The organism is Herbaspirillum sp. SJZ107, from assembly GCF_006715485.1.
Lineage (GTDB): Bacteria > Pseudomonadota > Gammaproteobacteria > Burkholderiales > Burkholderiaceae_D > Telluria.
The window spans coordinates 963,499-986,643 of sequence record NZ_VFNH01000001.1; the positions used below are offsets into that span (position 1 = coordinate 963,499).

General features: G+C 66.2%; 22 protein-coding genes, 3 tRNA genes and 1 pseudogene. 13 read left to right on the top strand and 13 right to left on the bottom strand.

Annotated features, from left to right (window positions below):
* Positions 1–163: 163 nt before the first annotated feature.
* From icmH to tssJ, 3 genes are all read right to left on the bottom strand, one after another.
* Positions 164–934 carry a type IVB secretion system protein IcmH/DotU gene (gene icmH / locus FBX97_RS04335; protein ID WP_185748470.1) on the bottom strand — a complete coding sequence of 257 codons (771 nt, stop codon included), beginning with the start codon at positions 932–934 and terminating at the stop codon, positions 164–166.
* A gap of 7 nt (positions 935–941) precedes the next feature.
* Positions 942–2,288 (bottom strand): type VI secretion system baseplate subunit TssK, encoded by a 1,347-nt coding sequence (gene tssK / locus FBX97_RS04340; protein ID WP_141828981.1) that lies wholly within the window; start codon positions 2,286–2,288, stop codon positions 942–944.
* A 73-nt stretch (positions 2,289–2,361) separates the two neighbouring features.
* Positions 2,362–2,991 carry a type VI secretion system lipoprotein TssJ gene (tssJ, locus tag FBX97_RS04345; RefSeq protein WP_255517290.1) on the bottom strand — a complete coding sequence of 210 codons (630 nt, stop codon included), beginning with the start codon at positions 2,989–2,991 and terminating at the stop codon, positions 2,362–2,364.
* Between the two features lie 191 nt (positions 2,992–3,182).
* Here tssJ and FBX97_RS04350 point away from each other — a divergent pair, with 191 nt between their 5' ends.
* From FBX97_RS04350 to tssA, 7 genes are all read left to right on the top strand, one after another.
* The gene (locus FBX97_RS04350; RefSeq protein WP_141828982.1) at positions 3,183–3,788 is read left to right on the top strand and encodes a M48 family metallopeptidase; all 606 of its coding nucleotides are present in this window, start codon (positions 3,183–3,185) and stop codon (positions 3,786–3,788) included.
* Positions 3,789–3,816: 28 nt separating this feature from the next.
* Entirely contained in the window at positions 3,817–4,320 is a 504-nt protein-coding gene (tssB, locus tag FBX97_RS04355) for a type VI secretion system contractile sheath small subunit (RefSeq protein ID WP_141828983.1), read from the top strand.
* Between the two features lie 3 nt (positions 4,321–4,323).
* Positions 4,324–5,817, top strand: coding sequence for a type VI secretion system contractile sheath large subunit (gene tssC / locus FBX97_RS04360; RefSeq protein WP_141828985.1), 1,494 nt, complete (start codon positions 4,324–4,326; stop codon positions 5,815–5,817).
* Positions 5,818–5,846: 29 nt separating this feature from the next.
* On the top strand, positions 5,847–6,338 hold the full coding sequence (locus tag FBX97_RS04365; RefSeq protein WP_141828987.1) for a type VI secretion system tube protein Hcp: 492 nt from the start codon (positions 5,847–5,849) through the stop codon (positions 6,336–6,338).
* An 84-nt stretch (positions 6,339–6,422) separates the two neighbouring features.
* Complete coding sequence (gene tssE / locus FBX97_RS04370) at positions 6,423–6,890, top strand: type VI secretion system baseplate subunit TssE (protein ID WP_141828989.1); 468 nt, start codon at positions 6,423–6,425, stop codon at positions 6,888–6,890.
* A complete protein-coding gene (gene tssH / locus FBX97_RS04375) occupies positions 6,875–9,517 on the top strand; it encodes a type VI secretion system ATPase TssH (protein WP_141828990.1) in 2,643 nt (880 codons plus the stop codon). Before tssE ends, tssH begins: the two co-directional genes overlap by 16 nt.
* Positions 9,518–9,528: 11 nt before the next feature.
* Positions 9,529–10,548, top strand: coding sequence for a type VI secretion system protein TssA (gene tssA, locus FBX97_RS04380; RefSeq protein ID WP_141828992.1), 1,020 nt, complete (start codon positions 9,529–9,531; stop codon positions 10,546–10,548).
* Positions 10,549–10,555: 7 nt separating this feature from the next.
* Here the strand turns inward: tssA and FBX97_RS04385 are convergent, their stop codons facing one another.
* Positions 10,556–11,179, bottom strand: a complete 624-nt coding sequence (locus tag FBX97_RS04385) for a phasin family protein (RefSeq protein ID WP_141828994.1) — start codon at positions 11,177–11,179, stop codon at positions 10,556–10,558.
* Positions 11,180–11,272: 93 nt separating this feature from the next.
* On the bottom strand, positions 11,273–11,476 hold the full coding sequence (locus tag FBX97_RS04390) for a hypothetical protein (protein ID WP_141828996.1): 204 nt from the start codon (positions 11,474–11,476) through the stop codon (positions 11,273–11,275).
* A gap of 83 nt (positions 11,477–11,559) precedes the next feature.
* Between FBX97_RS04390 and cueR the strand changes: the two genes are divergently transcribed.
* Both cueR and FBX97_RS04400 read left to right on the top strand, forming a co-directional pair.
* Positions 11,560–12,000, top strand: a complete 441-nt coding sequence (cueR, locus tag FBX97_RS04395; protein WP_141828998.1) for a Cu(I)-responsive transcriptional regulator — start codon at positions 11,560–11,562, stop codon at positions 11,998–12,000.
* A 26-nt stretch (positions 12,001–12,026) separates the two neighbouring features.
* Positions 12,027–12,902, top strand: a complete 876-nt coding sequence (locus tag FBX97_RS04400) for an alpha/beta hydrolase (protein ID WP_141829000.1) — start codon at positions 12,027–12,029, stop codon at positions 12,900–12,902.
* A gap of 98 nt (positions 12,903–13,000) precedes the next feature.
* Here FBX97_RS04400 and FBX97_RS04405 read toward each other — a convergent pair.
* The 3 genes from FBX97_RS04405 to FBX97_RS04415 all read right to left on the bottom strand — a co-directional run bounded on the left by FBX97_RS04405 (position 13,001) and on the right by FBX97_RS04415 (position 13,343).
* A tRNA-Leu gene (locus FBX97_RS04405) sits at positions 13,001–13,085 on the bottom strand.
* Positions 13,086–13,130: 45 nt separating this feature from the next.
* Positions 13,131–13,215: transfer RNA gene (locus tag FBX97_RS04410), tRNA-Leu, on the bottom strand.
* Positions 13,216–13,258: 43 nt separating this feature from the next.
* Positions 13,259–13,343, bottom strand: a tRNA-Leu gene (locus tag FBX97_RS04415).
* A gap of 401 nt (positions 13,344–13,744) precedes the next feature.
* Here FBX97_RS04415 and rnr point away from each other — a divergent pair.
* The 4 genes and pseudogenes from rnr to FBX97_RS04435 form a co-directional block, all read left to right on the top strand.
* Positions 13,745–15,962: pseudogene (gene rnr / locus FBX97_RS04420) on the top strand (ribonuclease R); the annotation flags it as partial.
* A 1,111-nt stretch (positions 15,963–17,073) separates the two neighbouring features.
* Positions 17,074–17,820 carry a 23S rRNA (guanosine(2251)-2'-O)-methyltransferase RlmB gene (gene rlmB / locus FBX97_RS04425; RefSeq protein WP_141829002.1) on the top strand — a complete coding sequence of 249 codons (747 nt, stop codon included), beginning with the start codon at positions 17,074–17,076 and terminating at the stop codon, positions 17,818–17,820.
* A gap of 140 nt (positions 17,821–17,960) precedes the next feature.
* Entirely contained in the window at positions 17,961–18,698 is a 738-nt protein-coding gene (gene cysE, locus FBX97_RS04430; RefSeq protein WP_141829004.1) for a serine O-acetyltransferase, read from the top strand.
* A gap of 16 nt (positions 18,699–18,714) precedes the next feature.
* A complete protein-coding gene (locus FBX97_RS04435) occupies positions 18,715–19,404 on the top strand; it encodes a YceH family protein (protein ID WP_141829006.1) in 690 nt (229 codons plus the stop codon).
* A gap of 66 nt (positions 19,405–19,470) precedes the next feature.
* Here the strand turns inward: FBX97_RS04435 and FBX97_RS04440 are convergent, their stop codons facing one another.
* From FBX97_RS04440 to FBX97_RS04460, 5 genes are all read right to left on the bottom strand, one after another.
* Complete coding sequence (locus FBX97_RS04440) at positions 19,471–20,454, bottom strand: hypothetical protein (protein WP_141829007.1); 984 nt, start codon at positions 20,452–20,454, stop codon at positions 19,471–19,473.
* Positions 20,451–21,320 (bottom strand): ABC transporter ATP-binding protein, encoded by an 870-nt coding sequence (locus tag FBX97_RS04445; RefSeq protein ID WP_141829009.1) that lies wholly within the window; start codon positions 21,318–21,320, stop codon positions 20,451–20,453. The genes FBX97_RS04440 and FBX97_RS04445 overlap by 4 nt, the downstream gene beginning before the upstream one ends.
* The gene (locus FBX97_RS04450; RefSeq protein ID WP_141829011.1) at positions 21,317–21,682 is read right to left on the bottom strand and encodes a GntR family transcriptional regulator; all 366 of its coding nucleotides are present in this window, start codon (positions 21,680–21,682) and stop codon (positions 21,317–21,319) included. The genes FBX97_RS04445 and FBX97_RS04450 overlap by 4 nt, the downstream gene beginning before the upstream one ends.
* A 156-nt stretch (positions 21,683–21,838) precedes the next feature.
* The gene (locus tag FBX97_RS04455) at positions 21,839–22,597 is read right to left on the bottom strand and encodes a UDP-2,3-diacylglucosamine diphosphatase (RefSeq protein ID WP_141829013.1); all 759 of its coding nucleotides are present in this window, start codon (positions 22,595–22,597) and stop codon (positions 21,839–21,841) included.
* Positions 22,598–22,639: 42 nt separating this feature from the next.
* Complete coding sequence (locus FBX97_RS04460; RefSeq protein WP_141829015.1) at positions 22,640–23,134, bottom strand: peptidylprolyl isomerase; 495 nt, start codon at positions 23,132–23,134, stop codon at positions 22,640–22,642.
* Between the last annotated feature and the right edge of the window lie 11 nt (positions 23,135–23,145).

Genomic DNA, 23,145 nt, shown 5'->3' on the forward strand with positions numbered 1-23,145 from the left:
TGAGTAGCAGTGGCGTTGATGCTTGCCATTTGCTTATGCACGTCGTACCCGCGAAGGCGGGTACCCAAGTTCTCTTGGTGCTGTCGAAACGCCAGCAAACTTGGATCCCCGCCTTCGCGGGGATGACGTTTTCACGTTCGCAGGGATGATATTTCCAGGCTGTTCAGGGCAGGGTGACTGTCACACTCGCCGACCGCGGTGGCAGCTTCACCAGGTCATTGTAGCTGGCCAGGGCAGTATCGGTCTCGTGCACCAGCGCCGTACGGAAGCCGGCGTAAGCCCCCAGCCCTGCGAGGGCAAACACCGCGCTCAATACCCACAGCGAGACGTCGCTGCCCAGCTTGTGGACGATCTGGTCGGGGCGCTCGGCGTGCGGGGCGAAGCCGCGGCTCTTGCCGCGCATGCGGGCGATTTCGTCGCCCAGGCGCGCGGTCAGGTAGTTCAGTTTGTCCTTGCCGTCGAGGGCGAAGCGGCCCTGGAAGCCGAGCAGCAGGCACATATGGAAGACTTCGAGCGCCTGCAGGTGGGCGCTGCCCTTGGCGCGCAAGTCCTCGAGGCGCTGGAAGAAGTGCTCGCCGGCGAGCTGGTCGCCGAACAGGCGCAGCTGCAGCGGGCGCGTTTCCCAGGCGTCGCGGATGTCGTAGTCGGAGCCGAGGATGATCTCGTCGACCGCCGCGCAGAACGCGTACTTGGCCGCCGTGACGTCGTCGGCGGCGACGCCGAGCGCCTTGGCGTTGCAGTCGATGTCGCCGAGGAAGGCGGTCATGTGGTCGGCAAAAGCGGTCTTGTCCTGCGGGCCGCAGCCGCCCTTCAGCAGGAACAGCGCATAAAAGCCCTCGACCATCAGGTCGACCAGGGATTGCGGCGCGCCGGCGGCGCCGTTGCGGGAGGAAGCCGGCGCGGCGCGCCGTTCGATGTGGGGTTGCATGCTCATGGGGAGGTCACGCGGCGATCGCGATCAGGTCGAGTTTGAGGTCGCGCAGCCCGTTCGGGACGTAGATCGAGATCGACTGCGCCTTCAGCATGCTGTCGTACAGCAGGCCGCGGTTTTCCAGCACGAAGTAATAGGTATCCGGGCGCACCGGCAGTGCGCTCGGCACCTGCGGCGCATGCACCAGCTTCACGCCGGGCATGGCCGACAGCACCAGCTTGTCGACGTCTTCCGGGGCGCCGATCTTGAAGCGCAGCGGCACGATCTCGACCAGCTGCAGGGCCGGCATGTCGGCCTTGACGCCCAGGTAGAGCGTGGTCTGCGGCGTGATCTTGCCCGAGTCCAGCGCACCGAGGTGGTAGGAGGGGCGGTCGTTCGACAGCGCGACCGAGAAGTATTTGGACGAGATCACGGTATCCAGCAGTTCGCGCAGGATGCCGTCCAGGCGCGCGAATGCCGGGCCCGGGTCCTGGTGCGCGTAGGCCGGCAAGTCTTCGAGCTTGACCGCGCGCGAGAACGTCATCAGGCCGCCCGCCAGCATCAGCAGTTCCTGGAACAGGCGCTCCGGATGCAGTTCGCGGTGTGCCAGGTAGTGGCTCAGTGCGGCGTAGCCCGAGCTGGCCGTGTGCAGCAGCCAGAACGACGAGACATCGCCGCCGCGCAGTTCGACCACGTTCTTGCTCGGCTCGCGATGATGGCCGTACAGTGCATTCACCTTGGCCAGCAGCTTTTCCATCAGGCGAGCCAGCCGCGCTTGCAGACCGGGTGCGCCCTCGATCGAGATGCTGGGCGGGATGAAGTCCTGGTCGACCTCGAATCCGCCGGTGGCGACGCGGCGCAGGCGCAGCAGCGGAAAGCTGTCGTAGGCGTCGAGCGGATCGAGGTCGGGCACCAGGCGCAGGTTGCGCGTCAGGTAGGCCACCGGCGCCGGCGCCGCTTCGCTGAACAGGTCCTGGGTATCGTGTTCGCGCTGGCTGAAGCGCGCGTCCGGGCGGACCTCCCCGCGCGCCGCGCAGTTCTCGCCGTGCACCTTGAGCGCGGGCAGGGCGGCATGGAAGGTGAGGCTGCCTTCGAACGGTGGCAGGTCGCCGAGCCGCACCTGGGGCGGCAGCAGGTCGTGCTCGGGCGCCCTGTAGACCTCGCCGTCGGGGAAGATCAGCGCCAGCTCGGTGATGCGCAGCACGTCGGCCTTGAGCGCGTCGGCGTCGATTGCCAGCCGGCGCACGCCCCAGCAGTAGGGGTGCAGGGCGGCGGCGGTTTCGTTCAGGCGCGCCTCGTGGTAGCGGTCCTGCTGCTGGAAATGCTGGGGACGCAGGAACAGGCCCTCGCCCCACAAGATCTTGGCCGCCGTCGTCATGCTTGCCTCCTCGTCACGTCGTTGGCTTTCAGGGTTTCCGCAAAACACTAGCTTGCTAGAAACACCTAGGCGCTCATTGACAGCGCACAAGCGACATGGGCTTGACAGCGGCACCGCTTGCAGCCGCGCCACTGCCGACATTCATCGCACAGGCGTGCAGGCCGACCGTCACGCCGGCCTGTTCGGCTTCGCCCGCGGCGAAGGCCAGGCGCCAGCCCTCGCGCGCGGGCGAGTGGTACAGCGCAACGATGCCGAGCCAGCCGGTGTCGCGGGCCAGCCGGTCGGCCAGCTCCAGCTGCTGGCCCGGCACCAGCGTGACTTCCTTGACCTCGACCAGGTCGGCGCCCAGCGCTTCGCGCTCGGCCTGGGGCGACAGGAAGGCCGCATACGGCGCCGCATCGAAAGCGGCGCGCTGGCGCAGTTTATACACGCGCACCAGCAGCGCCAGCGACTGCCCGCGCGCATCGACGTTCAGGCGCTTGGCCGCGTGCAGGCGCAAGGTCACGTTGCGCGGCGGCTGCTGCGCTTCCGGCAGTGGCGGTGGCGGCGGCTTGCGCAGGCCGACGGCTTCCATGGCGCCGGCCAGCAGGGGTTTGTCAGCGGCGCCACCTGTGTCCAGGCCCGCGCCGGCGCCGGCACAGCCGGACAGCAGGGGCAGCGCAAGGACCAGGGCGAGAGGCAATTGCATTCGAATGAGGTTCATGAGCACCTTGCACTTAGTTAATTAGTGGCGACAGCGAAAGATTTAACGGCAAGGTGCCGCGCACTCCGTGAGCCGGCGCAAGACCCCGGTCGATCCGATGCAACGCCCGGCTATCAACAGTTGACCAGACGCAATTACCGAATGTTGCCTCTCACCAATAATTGGCGCCTGATTCCAACCCGGAGGACCCGATGACTTTTCACCGCTTGTTCCCTCGCATATCGACCCAGCTGGCGATCGTCGCCGGCGCCGCCATCCTGTCGGCCTGCGCCAGCAGCGGCCCGACCGCACCCCCCGCCAAGACCGCGCCGCCGACGATGGCGGCCACCATGGCCGCCGTCGACGCCGCCGTGCTGGCCGGCCAGAACGACAAGGCCTACGCGCTGCTGAAGCAGGCCGGCAGCACTTTCCCGACCGACAAGACGCCATGGGTGCGCATGGCCCAGATGCGCTTCGACAGCACCAACTACGGCGAGGCCATCGTCAACGCGCTCGAGGCGCTGGAACGCGACCCGGACGACACGCTGGCCAACAGCATCGTCGCCGTGAGCGGCCTGCGCGTGACCAGCAAGGCCTTGTCCGACCTGAGCCACAAGAACAACCTGAGCGGCAACGTGCGCACCGAAGCCCAGGAACTGGCCAAGCTGCTGCGCACCAGCCTGAACGAAGAGGTGCTGGTGGCGAACCGCGCCGGCGCACGCAAGGACGCCGGCACCAAGAAAACTGTCAGCGCGCCGCCGACCGCTACGCCACGTCCCGGCAGCAGCGGCGGCGATCCGTTCGGCGCCCTCAAGTAAGCCACCGCATCAATCCCCAGGAGCCGCCATGCCCAAGAATGAAAGCGTGCAGAAACGCCTGCAGAAAGTACGCGCGCCGCGCGTGCAGATGACCTACGACGTCGAGATCGGCGACGCCATCGAGAACAAGGAGCTGCCCTTCGTGGTCGGCGTGCTCGGCGACTTCGGTAGCGATCCCGAGGCTGCCAGGAAGCGCCTCAAGGACCGCAACTTCGTCAACGTCGACGTCGACAACTTCGACGAAGTGCTGGATGGCGTGGCGCCGGTAGCGCAGTTCCGCGTGCCGAATCACCTGTCGCAGGAAGGCGGCGAATTCGCCGTCAAGCTGCAGTTCCGCGAGATGGCCGACTTCCGTCCGGAAGCCGTGGTGCAGCAGGTGGCGCCCCTGAAAGGCTTGCTGGAAGCGCGCAGCAAGCTGGCCGACCTGCGCAACAAGCTGGCGGGCAACGACAAGCTGGAAGACATCCTCAACGACGTGCTGACCAGTACCGAAAAACTGGCCAGCCTGCGCAAAAGCGAAAAAGGGGAATAATCGATGGCGGCCATCCTCGAAAACGCAGCATCGGCCCCGGCCCAGGCGCTCGAACTGGACACCGGCCTGCTCGACCAGATCGTCGAGCAGAGCCGCGTCGCGAAGTCGACCAGCGAGCACGAACGCGCACGCGACATCATCTCCGAACTGGTGACCCAGGTGATGGAAGGGACGATGGTGGTCTCGACCAACCTGTCGGCCACCATCGACGCGCGCCTGGCGGAGCTGGACCGCATGATCTCAAGCCAGCTGTCGGCGGTCATGCACGCGCCCGAATTCCAGAAGCTGGAGCGCAGCTGGACCGGCCTGCATTACCTGGTCAAGAACAGCACCACCAGCGCCGGCCTGCAGATCCGCATGCTCAACGCCACCAAGAAGGAACTGGTGAAGGACTTCCAGTCGGCCCTCGAATTCGACCAGAGCACGCTGTTCAAGAAGGTCTACGAAGAAGAATTCGGCAGCTTCGGCGGCGCGCCCTACGGCACCCTGATCGGCGATTTCGAAGTCTCGCGCCAGCCGGAAGACGTCTACTTCCTCGAGCAGATGTCGCACGTGGCCGCGGCCAGCCATGCTCCTTTCATTACCTCGGCTGCGCCCGACCTGTTCGGCGTCGACAGCTTCGGCGACCTGGGCCGCCCGCGCGACCTGGCCAAGGTATTCGACACCGTGGAATACGCGAAGTGGAAGGCTTTCCGCGAATCCGAGGACTCGCGCTACGTCGGCCTGACGCTGCCGCGCTTCCTCGGGCGCCTGCCGTACAACCCCGTCGACGGCACTGCCACCGAAGGCTTCAACTTCGTCGAGGACGTGGACGGCAGCGACCATCACAAATACCTGTGGTGCAACGCCGCCTACGCCTTTGCCTCCAAGCTGACCAAGGCCTTCGAAGATTACGGCTGGTGCGCGGCGATCCGCGGCGTCGAGGGGGGCGGCCTGGTCGAGAACCTGCCGACCCACACCTTCAAGACCGACGAAGGCGAGGTCGCGCTCAAGTGCCCGACCGAGCTGGCGATCACCGACCGCCGCGAGAAGGAACTGTCGGACCTCGGCTTCATCTCGCTGGTGCACTGCAAGAACACGTCGTACGCGGCCTTCTTCGGCGCCCAGTCGGCGCAGAAGGCACGCAAGTACAACAGCGACGCCGCCAACGCCAACGCACTGCTGTCCTCGCAGCTGCAGTACATCTTCGCGGTCTCGCGCATCGCGCACTACATGAAGGCCATGATGCGCGACAAGATCGGCAGCTTCGCTGCCGCCTCCAACGTCGAGGATTACCTCAACCGCTGGCTGACCCAGTACGTGCTGCTGGACGATAACGCCAGCCAGGAGCAGAAGGCCCAGTTCCCGCTGCGCGAAGCCAGCGTGCAGGTGGCCGAAGTCCCTGGCCGGCCGGGCGTGTACCGCGCGGTCTCCTTCCTGCGTCCGCACTTCCAGCTCGACGAGCTGTCCGTTTCGCTCCGACTGGTCGCGGAGTTACCGCAATCGACCAAATCCTGATTCTTTATTCAACCTGAATGGAGTAGAACATGGCAATAGACGTCTACCTGCAAATCGACGGCATCAAGGGCGAGTCGGCCGACGACAAGCACAAGGACTGGATCGAATGCAAATCGGTGGCCTGGGAAGTGCTGCAGCCGAAATCGGCGACTGCATCGACCGGCGGCGGTCACACCGCCGAGCGCTGCGAGCACAAGGAAATCGAAATCAGCAAGCTGGCCGACCTGTCGTCGCCGGTGTTGCTGCAGACCTGCTCGTCGGGCAAGACCATCCCCAAGGCCAAGTTCGAATTCATGCGTGCCGACGGCCAGGGCGAGCGCGTCAAGTACTTCGAGATCGAACTCGAGAACGTGCTGATCGGCTCGATCATGCCGGAGGTGAAAGAGGGCGATTTCATGCACGAAAAGGTCGGCCTCAAGTTCTCGAAAGTGAAGTGGAAATACACCCAGCAAAAGATCGGCGGCGGCGCCGGCGGCAACACCTCGGGCGGCTGGGACCTGGCCACCAACAAGGTTGCCTGATCCTGCTTTTGCAGCACATCCGCCGCGGCCTCGTGCCGCGGTGTTCATTGTGCGGCCCGATGCCGCACTCTCTCTGGAGCGGCGATGACTGCTGTCGTACCCGGCCTGCTGGACCGCCTGATGGGCGCCGCGCAGAATGCATCCGGCCTGGAACAGCTCAAGGCCTGCGTCGCGCGCGACCTGGAAGCCCTGCTGAATACCCGCGCCGGCTGTCCGCCGCAAGCCTTCGACGATTATCCCGAGGCGCGCGCCTCGATCCTGAATTACGGCCTGCTCGACTTTGCGGCATTCAACCTGGCCAGCAGCGAAGACCGGGCGGCGGTCGAAGCCAGCCTGAAGGACGCCATCGAGCGTCACGAGCCGCGCCTGCGCAATGTCAGCGCCACGCTCCATGAAAACACCAGCGTCAACCGCCTGGACTTCGTGATCCACGCGACGCTCGAACTCGACGGCATGGCGGAAGCGGTCAACTTCGACGCCATGCTGCAGCCGTCGTCGCTGCATTACTCCATCTCACTGAACCAAAGGACCCGTCGATGGACATCAACCTGAAGACCCTGATTGGCAAGTTGAACGACACCAGCCGCGTCGCCGCCACCCGCGCAGCCGGCATCTGCGTCGGTCTCGGCCAGTACGAAGTCGACATCGAACACCTGTTCCTGGCGCTGCTGGAGCAGCCCGGCTGCGACGTGGTGGCCGCCGCGCGCCAGGCCGGCATCAACCTGACGGCGCTGGAAACCGACTTGCGGCGCGAAGTCGAGCGCCTGCCGGGCGGCAGCACGCGCACCCCGGTCTTCTCGCGCCACTTGCCGGCGCTGTTCGAGCACGCCTGGCTGATCGCTTCACTTGGCAACGGCCAGCGCCAGCGCATCCGCAGCGGCCACCTGCTGCTGGCGCTGCTCACCGAACCCGGCCTGGCCCAACTGGCCCAGCGCGCCTCGCGTCAGTTCGCCGGCTTCCCGCTCGACCGCCTGAAGCACGATTTCGACAAGCTCACGCGCGGCTCGGAAGAAGCGGAAGCCGCGGCACCGGCAGCGGAAGCGGAAAGTGCCGACCCGGTCACCGAAATGCAGAACACGGCCCCTGGCAAGACGCCGGCGCTCGACCAGTACACCACCTGCCTGACGGCGCGCGCGCGCGAAGGCAAGGTCGATCCGGTGATCGGGCGCGACGCCGAGATCCGCCAGGTGATCGACATCCTGATGCGGCGGCGTCAGAACAACCCGATCCTGACCGGCGAGGCCGGCGTCGGCAAGACCGCGGTGGTGGAAGGGCTGGCGCTGCGCATCGCCCAGGGCGACGTGCCCGACGTCTTGAAGGGCGTCGAGATCCACAACCTCGACATGGGCCTGCTGCAGGCCGGCGCCAGCGTGAAGGGCGAGTTCGAGAGCCGTCTCAAGAACGTCATCGACGAGGTGAAAAAGAGCCTGCACCCGGTCATCCTGTTCATCGACGAAGCCCACACCATGATCGGCGCCGGCGGCCAGGCCGGCCAGAACGACGCCGCCAACCTGCTCAAGCCGGCGCTGGCGCGCGGCGAGCTGCGCACGGTGGCGGCCACCACCTGGAGCGAATATAAAAAGTACTTCGAGAAGGATGCGGCGCTGGCGCGGCGCTTCCAGGTGGTCAAGGTCGAAGAGCCGGACGAAGATACCGCCAGCGCCATGCTGCGCGCGATGGCGCCGCTGATGGAACAGCACTTCGGCGTGCGCATCTACGACGAAGCGGTCACCGAGGCCGTGCGCCTGTCGCACCGCTACATCAGCGGACGCCAGCTGCCCGACAAGGCGATCAGCGTGCTCGATACCGCCTGCGCCAAGGTCGCGCTGGGCCAGAAGGCGACGCCGGCGGCGCTGGAAGAATGCACGCGCAAGCTGGAGCGCCTCGATGCCCGTATCGGTTCACTGGTGCGCGAGGAAAGCGCCGGCGCCGACCATGCCGCCGCCCTCGGCACGCTGCGTGCCGAACGCGCCGATGCGCTGCAGGAGCAGGCGCGCCTGCGCGAGCGCTGGGAGCGCGAGCAGGCCCTGACCGGCGAGATCCACGCGATGCGCGCGCGGCTGGAGTCGAGCGCCGACAAATCCGGCAGCATGGCATTGCAGGCCAAGGTCGAGGAACTGCGCCAGCTGCAGGGCGAGTCGCCGCTGGTGCCGGTGCAGGTCGACGGCCACACGGTGGCCGCCATCGTCGCCGCCTGGACCGGCATCCCGCTCGGGCGCATGGTGAAGGACGAGATCCGCACCGTGATGAACCTGCGCGGCATGCTCGACGAGCGCATCCTCGGCCAGACCCACGCCAGCGGCATCGTCGCCCAGCGCGTGCGCACCGCGCGCGCCCATCTGGAAGACCCGAACAAGCCGAAGGGCGTGTTCCTGTTCGTCGGAACCTCGGGCGTCGGCAAGACCGAGACCGCGCTGGCGCTGGCCGACCTGCTGTACGGCGGCGAGCGCAAGCTGGTGACGATCAACATGAGCGAGTACCAGGAAGCGCACAGCGTCTCCGGCCTGAAAGGCTCGCCGCCCGGTTATGTCGGCTACGGCGAAGGCGGGGTATTGACCGAGGCGGTGCGGCGCAATCCATACAGCGTGGTGCTGCTCGACGAAGTGGAAAAGGCGCACAGCGACGTGCTCGAACTGTTCTTCCAGGTGTTCGACAAGGGCGTACTGGACGATGCCGAAGGGCGCCAGATCGACTTCCGCAACACCATCATCATCCTGACCTCGAACGCCGCTTCCAGCCAGATCATGCAGGCGTGCTTGAACAAGCCGGCAAGCGAGCGCCCGACGCCGGAGCAACTGGCGGAACTGATCCGCCCGGCCCTGATGAAGCACTTCAAGCCGGCCTTCCTCGGCCGCCTGACGGTGGTGCCGTTCTACCCGATCGACGACGAGGTGCTGTCCAACATCATCCGCCTGAAGCTCGACCGCATCAAGGCGCGCGTGTCGGCCAACCACAACGCCCAGTTCCACTACGACGATGCGCTGGTGGCGGCGGTGCTGGGGCGCTGCACCGAAGTCGATTCCGGCGCGCGCAACGTCGACACCATCCTGAACGGCACGCTGCTGCCGGAAATCGCCGATGCCGTGCTGGCGACGATGGCCGAGGGCGGCGCGATAGGCAAGGTCAAGGTCAGCGCGACCCGCGCCGGCAAGATCAAGTACGCGATCGACGCGGCGTGAAGGAGATTGCCATGCTGGACATCGACAAGCTGCTGGCGCCCGTCAGCGAACAGCAGCCCTGCGGCGAAGACCTCGCGTTTTCCAGCGAGATCGACGCCATCGTGCGCGCGCGCCAGGCCGACGATCCGTCGATCGAGCAGGGCGCCTGGGTCACCGACCTGAAGGAAGCCGACTGGAAGTTCGTGGCCAGGCAGTGCGCGCAACTGATCGAAAAGCGCAGCAAGGACCTGCAGCTGGCGGTATGGCTGGCCGAAGCCGGCGTCAAAACCGGCGGCGTGCGCGGCCTGGCCGGCAGCCTGGAACTGATCGCGGCGCTGTGCGAACGCCACTGGGACGGCATGTATCCGCTGCCGGACGAAGACGGCTTCGAGCGCCGCATCGGCAACCTGGCCTGGGTGGCTGCGCGCATCGCGCCCTGGCTGCGCGCGGTGCCCCTGACCGAGGGCAACCCGCCGGGCGGGTCTGCGTATGCGCTGAGCGACTTCGACGTCGCCCGTGCCCACGGCGGCGAGGAGCTGGCGAAGCTGGAAGCGGCGCGCCAGCGCGGCGCGCGCAGCTTCTACCGCAACCTGCTGCGCGACTGCGGCCAGTGCAAAGCCGCCATCGACCGCCTCGAACAGAGCGTCGATGCGCGCCTGGGCGCCGACGGGCCGAGCTTCAGTGCGGCCAAATCGGGGCTGGAAAGCGTGCTGATGTTCGTGAAGCCGCTCGCGGGCGAGGAGCCCGCCGAGACGGCAGCGCTGCCGGATGCGGCGCCTGCTACGCCGGCGGCACCGGGGCAGGGCGGCAGCGACGCGCCATCGGCCAGGGCCAACGGTCCGCTCCAGAACCGGGTCCAGGCGCTGGCCCAGCTGCGCGCCGTCGCCGAATTCTTCCGCCGCACGGAGCCGCACAGCCCGGTGGCCTATCTGGCGGAAAAGGCCGCCCACTGGGGCGAGCAGCCGCTGCACGTGTGGCTGCGGGCGGTAGTCAAGGACGACGCCTCGTTCGCCCATATCGAAGAACTGCTGGGCGTCGAGACGAAGTCCTAGACTGGCGTTACTGGGACTGGCCGGGCTGGGCCGCTGCCGACGACGAAGCCGATGAAGCCGATGAAGCCGCCGATTGCGCAGCCTGGCCGCCGGCCTGGCCCGCCTGCGCGACCTGGGACGTGGCCCGTGCCACCTGTTCCTCGACCCGGCGCATCGCTTCGCGCGTCGACTGGGTCACCTGCTCGTAGCCCTTGAAGGCATTGTCGATCGCGGCCTTGATGATCTCGACCGCGTTTTCCTGGCCCGGCTTGACGTTCTGGGTGACGTCGTAGATCAGCGCCGACAGCGTGTTCTTGGCTTCGACCAGGTGGGTGTCGGCGGCCTGCTGGAAATCCTTCTGGATGTCGCCGATGATCTGGCGCAGCTGTTCGCCGTAGGCGGTGGCTTCCGAGACGCCTGGCTGGATGCGCGACTGCACGGCATCGATGGCGGCTTTCGGATCGCCGGCCTGGCTGGCGGCGCGGCCGGTCGCCAGGGTGCCTTCCAGCGCATTGCGGGCCGTGCTCAGGTTGAGTGCCACCACCTGCTCGACCCCCTGCACCGCCTTGCTGGCGAGGGCATTGAAGGTCTGGACCTGCAGATCGAACAGGGTCTTGGTGGCGGATGCGAATTGCTCGGGATTGGTGAACATCGTTTTCTCCTCGCGATAGATGAACTGGATACCTGCGAACGACCTGGAACTGCTCCTCTTTCTTGTTATCGAATCTTCATGCCAGCGCAGGCATTATTTAACAGGCATGCGTTTTTCGCAACGGGCGTCACGATACGGCCCACTGGCTTTTTCCCAGCCCGGACCCAGCGGCGTCTGCGTGCAGACCAGGGTGCCGGTGGCCTTGCTGCGCCACTGGAACCAGGGTGCCGGCTCGGCGTGCAGGCACGCGGGGAGGGCGAGTACGAGCCCGGCGGCAATGAGGATGGCGTGTTTCATGATGCGCCGAGCTTAACCGCTTGGCGCCGCAAGTCAAGCGTACGCATTGACCTTGCCATCGTGGGAAGGTGTACCCTTGTCGTATGGAACACGACAATCACGGGCGCAGCCCGCAATGGAATATCGGCGAGGCGGCCAGGGCATCCGGCGTCAGCGCCAAGATGATCCGCCACTACGAAGCGATCGGCCTGCTGCCGCCGGCGCGCCGCACCGGGGCGGGCTACCGCCTGTACGGCGAGCAGGACGTGCGGGTGCTGCAATTCATCCACCGCGGCCGCGCCCTCGGCTTTTCGCTGGAACAGGTCGCCAACCTGCTGGCGCTGTGGCAGGACAAGGGCCGCGCCAGCGCCGACGTGCGGCGCCTGGCCGCAGCCCACATCGATGAACTCGAGCGCAAGATCGCCGAACTGGAAGCGATGAAGCGCACGCTGCAGGCGCTGGCCCATTCCTGCCATGGCGACCAGCGTTCGGACTGTCCGATTCTTGATGATCTGGCATCGCACGAGCCGTGTTCTAATGGCTGACTTCCAGCTCAGCCTGAATCGACCCGATGCGCATACCCCTGCTGTCTACCTTCCTTATCCTGGTCCTGCTCGGCGCCGCCGCACTCTGGGTGCTGGGTTCCGCCCTCATCAAGGTCGAGCCACGGGCGGTGACGCTCGATGTCGCGCTCGGCGCCGAGCCCTTGACGCTGGACGCCGGTCCCGGCCGGCGCGTCGCCGCCTCCTATATCCCGGCGCTGGAAACAGGCAAGGGCGGGGGCAAGGGCGGCATCCTGCTGCTGCACGGCATCCACAGCGACCGGCGCCAGATGGAGGCGCGCGCCGCCTTCCTGCATCGCGAAGGCTATGCCGTGATGCTGATCGATTTGCCGGGCCAGGGTGCCAGCACCGCGCCGGCAGTGACTTTCGGCCTGACCGAGGCCGAAGGGGTGCGCGCCGCGCTCGAGGAATTGCAGCGGCGCCTGCCCGGCCGGCGCATCGGCGTGATCGGCGTCTCGCTCGGCGCCGCGTCGCTGGTGCTGTGCCGCGATTGCCCGAAAGTGGATGCGGCGGTGCTGGAATCGATGTACCCGTCGATCGAAGAAGCGGTCGAAGACCGCCTGCGCATCCGCCTGGGTGCGCTCGGCGCGCCCTTGTCGCGGCTGCTGCTGTGGCAACTGCCGCTGCGCCTGGACATCCATCCGGCGCAGCTGCGTCCGATTGCTCATGTGGGATCGCTGGGGATGCCGCTGCTGATCGCCGCCGGCAGCGCCGACCGCCACACGACGCTGGCCGAAACCGAGCGTCTGTACGCGGCCGCGGCGGCGCCGAAATCGCTGTGGGTGGTCGACGGGGCGGCGCACGTCGACTTGCACGGCTATGCGACGGCGGAGTACGAACGCCGCATCGGTGCCTTCCTGGAGCGCTACGTGGCCGGCCAATAACGCGGCCAATAACGCAAAACGCCGCAATCCTTTTGCAAAGATTGCGGCGTTTTGCGCCAGACAAAATATCTAGTAGGTCTCGACGACCGGGTAGCATTTGGTGCCCACGGAGGGACTCGAACCCCCACACCTCGCGGCACATGGACCTGAACCATGCGCGTCTACCAATTCCGCCACGTGGGCATGCAAACAACTTGTACAACGATACTGCAACAACCAGGTAGCTTTTGGTGCCCACGGAGGGACTCGAACCCCCACACCTCGCGGCACATGGACCTGAACCATGCGCGTCTACCAATTCCGCCACGTGGGCATACAAACAACCGGTACTACAACCATCAACAACACAGCAGCTTTGGTGCCCACGGAGGGACTCGAACCCCCACACCTCGCGGCACATGGACCTGAACCATGCGCGTCTACCAATTCCGCCACGTGGGCGCTGTATTGCTTCTACTTCTTGCTTCTGCTTCTTTACTGCTGCTCGACGTTGCCGTCGAATTCCGCTACGATATCAGGCTTTGCCGTTTTGCGCTAGACCAACTTTCGTTTGTCTCTCACCGGGCTGCGACTGACTCGCATCGCTCCTCGTTTCCGGCTGTGCCGTTTTCGAAGAGAGCGAAAGTATAGCGGATCAATTGCAAATGTCAAAGGGGCACGATGCGATCGCTGCGATGACCCGTCACCGGCGCCGATCCGGCCACGCCACCCGCAGCACGCTTCGGACGCCAAGTTAGGCGAATCCCCGTGTCCTCCGTTACACTACGCGTGAAGACGTGTCAATCCAACCATTGCGCCGATAGTCGGCCAACCTACTGGCTCAACAAGATTAAGAAGACGATTTGAAGCACCCAACCTATACCATCCCCAGCCGAGAGGAAATCCTCGGCATCTTCCGCCAGGCCGGATCGCCACTCGACAGTGGCGCCGTGGCCCGCGCCCTGCAAGTCGATCCAGAAGCCGAGGGCGTGCTGACGCGCCGCCTGAATGCGATGGAACGCGACGGCCAGATCCGCGCCAACGCCTCCGGCGAATATCAATTGACCGACCATTCGAGCTTCGTCTCGGGCCGTGTCAGCGCCCACCGCGACGGCTTCGGCTTCGTGATCCCGGACGAGGGCGGCGACGACCTGTTCCTGCCCGACAAAGAGATGCAGAAAGTCCTGCACGGCGACCGCGTGCTGGCGCGCGTGATCGGCACCGACCGCCGCGGCCGTCCGGAAGGCACGATCGTCGAAGTGGTCGAGCGTGCGAATACCCACATCATCGGCCGCCTGCTGCAGGAAGACGGCGTGTGGAAAGTCGCACCCGAAGACAAGCGCATCGGCCAGGACATCCTGCTGGCCGGCCGGCCGGACAAGGCCAAGGCCGGCCAGGTGGTCAGCGTCGAACTGGTCGAGCAGCCGTCGCGCTTCAAGCAGCCGACCGGCCGCATCGTCGAAGTGCTCGGCGAGCTGGACGACCCGGGCATGGAAATCGAGATCGCCGTGCGCAAGTTCGGCGTGCCGCACGTGTTTTCCGCTGCCGCACTGAAGCAGGCCAACAAGCTGCCGAACGAAGTGCGCGATATCGACCTCGGCGAGCGCGTCGACCTGCGCGACGTGCCGCTGGTGACCATCGACGGCGCCGATGCGCGCGACTTCGACGATGCCGTCTACTGCGAACCGGTCAAGATCGGCCGCACCCGCGGCTATCGCCTGCTGGTGGCGATCGCCGACGTCAGCAACTACGTGAAGCCGGGCGATCCGCTCGACGACGATGCCATCGAGCGCTCGACCTCGGTGTATTTCCCGCGCCGCGTGATCCCGATGCTGCCGGAAAAGCTGTCGAACGGCCTGTGCTCGCTGAACCCGGCGGTGGACCGCCTGACGCTGGTGTGCGACATGGTGGTGTCGCTCGAGGGCGAGGTCGGTGCCTACCAGTTCTACCCGGCCGTGATGCACTCGGCGGCGCGCCTGACCTATGACGAAGTGGCCACCATCCTGGGCAATACCCAGGGTCCGGAAGCGGGCCGCCGTCCCGGCATCGTGCCGCACCTGCTGCACCTGAACGAAGTGTTCCGCGCGCTGCTGAAGGCGCGCCAGGAACGCGGTGCAATCGATTTCGAGACCACCGAGACCTATATCGTCTCGAACGCGATGGGCAAGATCGAAAAGATCCTGCCGCGCACCCGCAACGACGCACACCGCCTGATCGAGGAATGCATGCTGGCCGCCAACGTGTGCGCCGCCGACTTCCTGATCCGCCACGACCAGCCGAGCACCTTCCGCATCCACGCGGTGCCGACCGAGGAAAAGCTGAACCAGCTGCGTACCTTCCTCAAGCAGGCCGGCCTGAACCTGGGCGGCGGCACCACGCCGCAGGCGCGCGACTACGCCGAGCTTATGCAGCGCATCAAGGAGCGCCCGGATGCGACGCTGCTGCAGACCATGCTGCTGCGCTCGATGCAGCAGGCGGTCTACAGCCCGGACAACGTCGGCCACTTCGGCCTGGCCTACGAGCACTACGCCCACTTCACCAGCCCGATCCGCCGTTATCCCGACCTGCTGACCCACCGCGCGATCAAGGCGGTCCTGAAGGGCAAGAAGTACGAGCCGACCGGCATCGACCTGTCCAAGCTGAACACGACGCTGTCGAATTCGGCGCGCAAGCAGGCCGCCAAGGACAAGCTGGAAGGCAGGCAGAAGGATCCGAAGGACCTGACCATCTGGGACGCGCTCGGCGTGCACTGCTCGGCCAACGAGCGCCGCGCCGACGAAGCCTCGCGCGACGTCGAGAACTGGCTCAAGTGCTACTACATGCAGGACAAGCTGGGCGAGGAATTCACCGGCGTGATCTCGGGCGTGACCCCGTTCGGCATCTTCGTGCAGCTGAACGAGCTGTTCGTCGAAGGCCTGGTCCACATCAGCGGCCTGGGCACCGGCGACTACTTCCAGTACGACGAAGCGCGCCATGAGCTGCGCAGCGACCGCACCGGCAAGGCCTTCAAGCTCACCGACCAGGTGACGGTGCAGGTGGCGCGCGTCGACCTCGAGTCGCGCAAGATCGACCTGGTGCTGGCGCAGCCGGCTCAAGAGAAGGCGGCTCTCCCGGCGCCGCTGGAGCGCGCCCGCGCCCTGGCCCAGGAAGCGCTGACCCAGAAGGAACCGAAGGAATCGCGCCGCCGCAAGCGCAACCGCAACAAGAACAAGGGGAACCGCGAGCAGAACCCGGTCGCGGACGAGGCGCTGACCTGGCCGATACCAGTCGACGCGGAGGAGACTTCCGACGAGGAAGTCACTGCCAGCGACGAAAGCCCGGACGACGTCGTGTTCGTGCCGCCGTCGCGCAGCAGCCGCCGCCGCAAGGCGCGGGCGCAGCGTGCCGAAGCGGCACGTGCCGCGGAGGCAGGCAATGCCGGCGCATCGGCGCCGGCGGCTGCCGACGTGCCGCCGCCACCACCGCCAGCAGTCGAGCCGCCGGTAGCCGCGCCTGTCGAAGCCGCGCTTGTGCAGGCCGAGCCTGCGCCGGCACCGAAGAAGAAACGCGCGGCAAAACGCGTTGCCGAGGAAGCCGCAGCGCCGCTGCAGGAACCGGCACTGGCACCGGCACCGGCTCCGGTTCCCGAGCCTGCGGCTGCTCCGGCCGAGCAGGCACCGAAGAAGAAGCGTGCCGCCAAGAAGGCGCCGCAGGATGCTGCGGTCCTGGCGCCGGAACCGGCCCCGGAACCGGTGGCGGCACCGGCCGCACCAGCAGCACCAGCTGAACCGGCACCGAAGAAGAAGCGCGCTGCGAAGCAGGCGCCGCAGGAAGCTGCGGCACCGGCACCAGTGCCCGCGCCGGAACCGGCACCGGCGGAACCGGCACCAAAGAAAAAGCGCGCTGCCAAGCCAGCGGCGCTGGAAGTGCCGGCAGCGGAACCGGCCCCGGCAGAACCGGCGCCGAAAAAGAAGCGGGCAAGCAGCAAGCCGGCCGAGCCAGCGGCGCAAGCCGTTGTAACGGCGCCAGCGAAAAAACCGGCTGCCAAAAAAGCAGTGGCCAAAAAAGCTGCGGCTAAAAAAGCGGCACCCAAGGCGAAGTAAGCGGGCGTCGTCAACACAACAAGAACAGTAGTCAGATGAGGTCGGAGCCCACCCGTGTGAACCGGGCTCCGGCCCCATGGTTTAAAACTAGCAGGAAGAAGACGTAACGAATGAAAAATAAAATGATTTTTGGCTTCCATGCGGTGACCTCGCGCCTGCGGCACGAGGCAGCATCGGTGGAAGAGATCTTTGTCGATGCCGAGCGCCAGGACCGCCGCATGCAGGACCTGATCGCCAACGCCAAGCAGGCCGGCGTGCGCGTCATGCCGGTGGAGTCGGCGCGCCTCGACAAGATCGTCGGCACCCGCCGCCACCAGGGCGTGATCGCGTTCGCCAGCCAGCTGTCGCTGGCGCGCAACCTGGATGAGCTGCTGGACGTGGTGGAAGGTCCGCCGCTGCTGCTGATCCTGGACGGCATCACCGATCCGCACAACCTGGGCGCCTGCCTGCGCGTGGCCGACGGCGTCGGCGCGCACGCGGTCATCGCGCCGAAGGACCGCTCGGTCGGCCTGAACGCCACCGCCGCCAAGGTCGCCAGCGGCGCCGCCGAGAGCGTGCCCTACATCACCGTCACCAACCTGGCGCGCACCATGCGCGACCTGAAGGACCGCGGCATCTGGCTGATCGGCACGTCCGACGACGCCGACAAGGGCCTGTACGAAGGCGACTTCACCGGCCCGACGGCGCTGGTGATGGGCTCGGAAGGCGAGGGCATGCGCCGCCTGACCCGCGAGACTTGCGACGTGCTGGTCAACATCCCGATGTTCGGCTCGGTCGAGAGCCTGAACGTCTCGGTCGCCTCCGGCGTCTGCCTGTACGAGGCGCGCCGCCAGCGTCTGGCCAAAGAGCCGCAGTAAGCCATCCGCCCCGGCACTGAACGCCCGTTGCCCGGCATTGCCGCGCAGCGGGCTTTTTCTTTCCAGGCCAGACCGAAGGCCCGCAAGCAAGACCGGCCCGGATACGCTACCATGCTGTCTGTTTGCCACGGTTTTATCCTATGTTTTCCAATCTGCGTGAAGATATCCAGAGCATCATCGAGCGCGACCCTGCGGCGCGCAACGGATGGGAAGTGCTCACCTGTTATCCCGGCCTGCATGCCGTGGTCATGCATCGCTGGGCGCACGCCTGCTGGTATGCCGGCTTCAAATGGCTGGGCCGCTTCATCTCGTATATCGCGCGCATCGTCACCGGCATCGAGATCCACCCGGGCGCGACCATCGGCCGGCGCGTCTTCATCGACCACGGCTTCGGCGTGGTCATCGGCGAAACGGCCGTGGTCGGCGACGACTGCACCATCTACCAGGGCGTGACCCTGGGCGGCACCACGCTGGTGGCCGGCACCAAGCGCCATCCCACGCTCGAGCGCGGCGTGATCGTCGGCGCCGGCGCCCAGGTGCTGGGCGCGTTCACCGTGGGCGAGTACGCCAAGATCGGCTCCAACGCCGTGGTCGTGAAGCCGGTGCCGGCCGGCGCCACCGCGGTCGGCAACCCGGCTCACCTGGTGCGCAAGGAAGAGCAGGCGCGCAGCGCCCAGATGTTCGCGGCCTACGGCGTCACGCCCAACGGCGACGACCCGCTGTCGAAGGCGCTGCGCAACCTGATCGCGCACGCGGCGGCCCAGGACGAGCAGATCGAACGCCTGTGCGCCACCATGAAGGCAGCCGGCATCGCCTGCCAGAGGATGGACGAGAATGATAAACTCGATCAGGCCCAGCTGAACCGGCTGGTAGATTGAGCGTAAAGAGAGCAATATGGAAGACAATATCCCGGGCAGCTTCGACCCGGCATCCGATCTCGATCCCTTCGAAATCCGCGTCCTCGGCGTGCTCGCCGAAAAAGAGGCGCTCACGCCGGACAACTATCCGCTCACGCTGAACGCGCTGATGAACGGCTGCAACCAGCTGTCCAGCCGCGATCCGGTGATGCAGCTGCCGGAAGACGTGGTGCACGACACCCTGCAGCGCCTCATGCAGCGCAAGCTGGTCAACGGCATCACCCAGGCCGGCGCCCGCGTCGTGAAATACGAGCACCGCATGCGCATCAAGTGGTCGCTCGAGCAGGACAAGGTCGCCATCCTCACCGTGCTGATGCTGCGCGGCCTGCAGACCGCCGGCGAGATCCGCTCGCGCAGCGGGCGCCTGTACGACTTCAAGTCGGTGTCCGACGTCGAGGCCGGCCTGCAATTTCTGATCGACAAATACCCGCCGCTGGTGGCGCGCCTGGAACGCGCGCCGGGCACCAAGGAATCGCGCTACGGCCACCTGCTGGGCGGCGCGATCAACCTGGCGCGCGACGATTCCGCCTTCGGTGCCGCCAGCGCGCCGAGCACACCGTCGTCGGGTTCGCGCGTGGCCCAGCTGGAGCAGGAAGTGGCCAGCCTGCGCGTCGAGGTCGACGAACTCAAGGCGCAGTTCGCGGCGTTTCGCCAGCAGTTCGAGTAATCCGCGCCGGCCCGGCGCCGCGCACAGGACCTGCATCGACAGGCGGCGCGATGCAGGTCGAATGGATCAGCCTTCGTCGCGGAAGCGGCGCAGGCGCATCGCCGCATACAGCATGGCGGCGCCAAGCAGTGCCCACAGCCAGGCGTCGGCATGGGCCAGCGTCGCATACGAACTGCTGACCAGGCCATCCATCGCGGCGCCGTTTGGGTCGGTGCGCACGGCGGGCGGCACGCCGTCGAAGGTGAACCAGATGCCGGGCACGATGCCGCCGAGCAGGCGGGCGACCACGTCCTGCGCATAGGGCATCAGGCCGAGCGGTTCGCCGTTCACGCTGGCGGCGGCCAGGCTGATCCATTTCACCAGGAGCAGGCCGATCAGCGGCACGCCCACCGCCCAGATCAGCGGCTTGGCGCGCGCCCAGCTCGACACCAGCAGCAGCCAGCCGACGGCGGGCAGCGCCCACACCACGTACACCGGCAGCAGGGCAAGCAGGCGTAGCGGCGACAGGTAGAGATCGGGCGAGGTCAGCACATAACCGAATACGTGGACGCCGCCGAGGCCGAGCGTCACGCACGAGATGAGCAGCAGCAGCAGAGACGCGACGGTGCCCAGCACGATCGTGATCAGCGGCGCCACCAGCAGCGCAGTGATGGCCTTGGACAGCACCGTCATCCCGTCCGACACCGGCAGCGACTTCCAGAACAGGATGCTGCGGTCGCGCCGCTCGTCGTGCAGCGCACCGAGGCAGTACGAAAAGATCACCGCGGTCAGCAGCGCGAACAGCGGCAGGGATGCGCCCAGGTAAACGCTGCTGCCCAGTTGCGCGATCCGGCGCGTGGCCTCGAGCGTGACGCCGACCTTGATGCCGTTGACCGTCTGGCCGTTGATGGTGACGTGGGTCGGGAGGTTGTGCATCGCCAGGCCGTAAACCATGGTACCGCCGAGGAACAGCACCAGCAGCGCGGCCACCGCCAGCGGCGCCCAGAACATCGAGCCCTTGTATTCCCAGAATTCGCGGCGCAGCAGCCATTTCATGGTCACGGTGTTCATGCGTAGCTTCCTTTCATGGTGGCGACGAACAAATCGGCCACGCTCGGGTTGCGGGTTTCGCCGAGGGCGGCCAGCTGCTGGCGCGAGACGCCATTGGAGGCTGCGTCGAACAGCATCACGGATTTGCCGAACACGGTGCGGCGGTCGATCGGCTGCAGCGCGTTCGCGGCGCTGAGCTTGTCGTGCGAGACCATCACCTCGATGTAGCGCTCGCCGATTTCTTCCATCGACGCGGCCAGCACGATGCGGCCTTCGCGGATGAACATCAGGTCGGTCAGGATGTGCTCGACCTCCTCGACCTGGTGGGTGGTGATGACGATGGTCTTGTGCTCGTCAAAATAATCTTCCAGCAGGTTCTGGTAGAACTGCTTGCGGTAGAGGATGTCGAGGCCGAGCGTCGGTTCGTCCAGCACCAGCAGCTTGGCGTCGATGGCCATCACCAGCGCCAGGTGCAGCTGGACGATCATCCCCTTCGACATTTCCTTCACCCTCATCGTGAGGCGCAGCGAGGTCGCGGCGATGTAGCGTTCGGCCTTCTCGCGGTTGAAGCGCGGGTGCACGCCGGCGACGAAGTCGATCGCATCTTTTACACGCAGCCAGCGCGGCAGGATGGCGACGTCGGCAATGAAGCAGACGTCCTGCATCAGGTCGTCGCGCTGGGTGCGCGGGTCGAAACCCAGCACCGACAGCGAGCCCTCGAACGGGATCAGCCCCAGCGCCGCCTTCAGCGTGGTGGTCTTGCCGGAACCGTTGGGGCCGATCAGTCCGACGATGCGCCCGGCGGGGATGTCGAAATCGATGCCGTCGACGGCGACCCGCTTGCCGTAGCGCTTGGTGAGGCCTTTGGCCGTGATCACGCTGCTCATGAGCGGTCTCCGTTCGTATCGCGCAGCAGTTGTTCGGTGTCCAGGCCCAGGCGGCGGATGCGTTCCAGCATGGCCGGCCATTCTTCGCGCAGGAAACGTTCGCGCTCGCTCGCCAGCAGCTTTTCGCTGGCTCCTTCCGTGACGTACATACCGATCCCCCTTCGTTTTTCCACCAAGTTATCGTCGACCAGTTCCTGGTAAGCCTTGGACACCGTGATCGGATTCAGCTGGTATTCGGCGGCGATCTGGCGCACCGAGGGCAGGGCGTCGCCGGATTTCAGCGCGCCATCCAGCATCATGCCGATCACACGCTCCTTGAGCTGCCTGTAGATCGGTGTATTGTCATTCCAGCCGATGGTCATTGCCGGCCTCGCTTTCCTGCGGTGCAGCCTGGATACCCATGCCTGCCTCCATGTTGGTGATGTAATGGTGTGGTGTTGTAGTTAAGTATAACACCAGTCTTGTCACTGTCAACACAGGGATGGCGGGTGCCATCCTGTCAGTTCGGATAGGTCGGATCAGAGCTGCGTGCCGTCGAGGGCGTGGCGCGTGATGTTACCGGCGGCATCGATCGCGATCCAGCCGCCGCGCACCGGCTCCTCGTCGAGCTCCCAGTCGGGCAGCACGTAGCGGCGCCGTGGGCCGTCCTGGTGCAGGGCGGGGCGGTGGGTGTGGCCGTGGATGATGGTGTCGGCGCCGGTGCTGTCATGCAGCTCGGCGACCGCCGCCGGCGCCACGTCCATGATCTCGTAGGATTTTTCAGTGTGGGCGGCGCGGCTGCCTTCGCGCAGGCCGGCGATGATCGCCTTGCGCTGGCCCAGGGGCATGGCCAGGAATTGCTGTTGCCAGGCCGCTTCGCGCACCTGGGCGCGGAAGGCCATGTATTTGGTGTCGCCGGTGCACTGGGCGTCGCCGTGGACCAGCGCCACGCGCATGCCGGCGAACTGCGCGACGTGCGGCTCCGCCAGCAGGCTCAAGCCGGCCGCGTCGGCAAAGCCCTGGCCGGCGAGGAAATCGCGGTTGCCGGCCATCCAGTAAAGCTTGACGCCGGCGTCGGCCAGGCGGCGCAGCGCACCGGCCACCTCGGCGTTGAACGGTGTCTCGAGGTCGTCGTCGCCGGCCCAGTACTCGAAGATGTCGCCGAGCAGGTAGAGCGCCTCGGCGTGGTGCGCGCGCCCGGCGAGGAAGCCGAAAAAGGCCTCCGCCGTGCGCGGGTGGGATGCCTGCAGGTGCAGGTCCGAGATGAACAGCGCAAGCATGCGCGCGGGAGTGGTCATGGCGAGGTCCCGCGCGCGGGTTGCATCAAGCTCGAGGGTGGATTACTGGACGACTTCGACTTTCTCGATGATCACCGCATCGGCCGGCACGTCGGCGTGCATGCCGGCGCGGGTGGTCTTGACGGTGTTGATCTGGTCGACCACGTCCTGGCCTTCGACGACCTTGCCGAACACGGCGTAGCCCCAGCCATCCTGGCCCGGGTAGTTCAGGAAGTCGTTGTTCTTGGTGTTGATGAAGAACTGGGCCGATGCCGAGTGCGGGGCCGAGGTACGGGCCATCGCGATCGTGTACTTGTCGTTCTTCAGGCCGTTCTTGCCTTCGTTTTCCACGGTCTGGTCGGTGTCCTTCTGCTTCATGCCGACTTCGAAGCCGCCGCCCTGGATCATGAAGTCCTTGATGACGCGGTGGAAGATGGTGTTGCTGAACTGGCCCTTGTTCACGTAGTACAGGAAGTTTTCAACGGTCTTCGGTGCTTTGGCGTCGTCCAGCTCGACCTTGATGTTGCCCTTGTTGGTGGTCATGAGTACGGTGGTCATGTTGGTATCCT